Raw genomic sequence first — 1,059 nt, 5'->3', positions numbered from 1 at the left:
TAAGAGTGTGCTATGAAGCTGGCCCAACAGGTTATGGTCTCTACCGATTCCTGAGTAAATTGAACGTGTCCTGTGAAGTTATTGCTCCATCCCTTATTCCCCAACGTCCCGGAGACCGAGTCAAGACAGACAAACGAGATGCGGTTCGACTGGCCCAACTTTATCGCTCCGGCGAACTCACACCCATTCATATTCCAACGGAAGATGATGAGGCGCTACGAGACTTAGTTCGTTGTCGAGAAGATGCCGTTCAGGACCAGTTACGTGCTAAGCATCGGCTTTCGAAGTTCTTACTCCGCCACGATATTCGTCAGCCTACCGGTATGAGAGTTTGGTCCGTGAACTACCGTCGTTGGTTAGATACATTAAAGTTCGAACGCTCCTCTTCGAGTATCACTTTCCAAGAGTATTATTATCAATTAAAGGAAATCGAAGCGAGGATTTCTCGTTTAGAAGAAGAAATCTTAAACCAAGCGACCGATAGTGTACACGCTCCTATGATCCAAGCTCTACAAGGCTTGCGGGGCGTCGCTTTAATCACGGCAGCCAGCTTAGTGGCGGAAATTGGCTCGTTTGAAAGGTTTGCTTCCCCTCGACAATTAATGGCCTATGCCGGATTAGTCCCGAGTGAATCATCAAGTGGTGATCGCCGCAAACAGGGAGAGATTACGAAAACAGGAAACAGTCACGTAAGGCGACTGTTGATTGAGTCTGCATGGAGTTATCGTTATCAGCCTGCAGTAAAAGGAAAACTAAAAAAACGTCTCGAAGGATTACCACCCGAAAGTCAAGCCATCTCCTGGAAAGCGCAACATCGTCTCCACAAGAAGTATTACCGTTTATTATCCAGAGGAAAAGAAAAAGCCAAAGCTGTGACAGCTGTCGCTCGTGAATTAGCTGGATTCATTTGGGCCATGGCACATGAAGTGGAAACGAGGTAAAAAAACGTTTTTTTGAAACATGATTAAAGAGTTAAATTTAAGAAAATTCTTGAGTATAGGGCTCGAAGGCAAAGAATAGACCCCGGGAAGGTAAATCCACGCGCCTCCTCTGTGCTAG

General features: G+C 46.1%; 1 protein-coding gene. It reads left to right on the top strand.

The genetic code is table 11. The features are described 5' to 3' along the window. The first annotated feature begins 5 nt into the window (after positions 1-5). The gene (locus LCL89_RS16690) at positions 6-941 is read left to right on the top strand and encodes an IS110 family RNA-guided transposase (RefSeq protein WP_224810960.1); all 936 of its coding nucleotides are present in this window, start codon (positions 6-8) and stop codon (positions 939-941) included. Positions 942-1,059: the final 118 nt, after the last annotated feature.

The organism is Halobacillus yeomjeoni (assembly GCF_020171525.1).
Taxonomy (GTDB): Bacteria; Bacillota; Bacilli; order Bacillales; family Halobacillaceae; genus Halobacillus; species Halobacillus yeomjeoni.
Note: the sequence above shows the minus strand (reverse complement) of the source record. Positions and strands in the feature narration are given on the sequence as shown.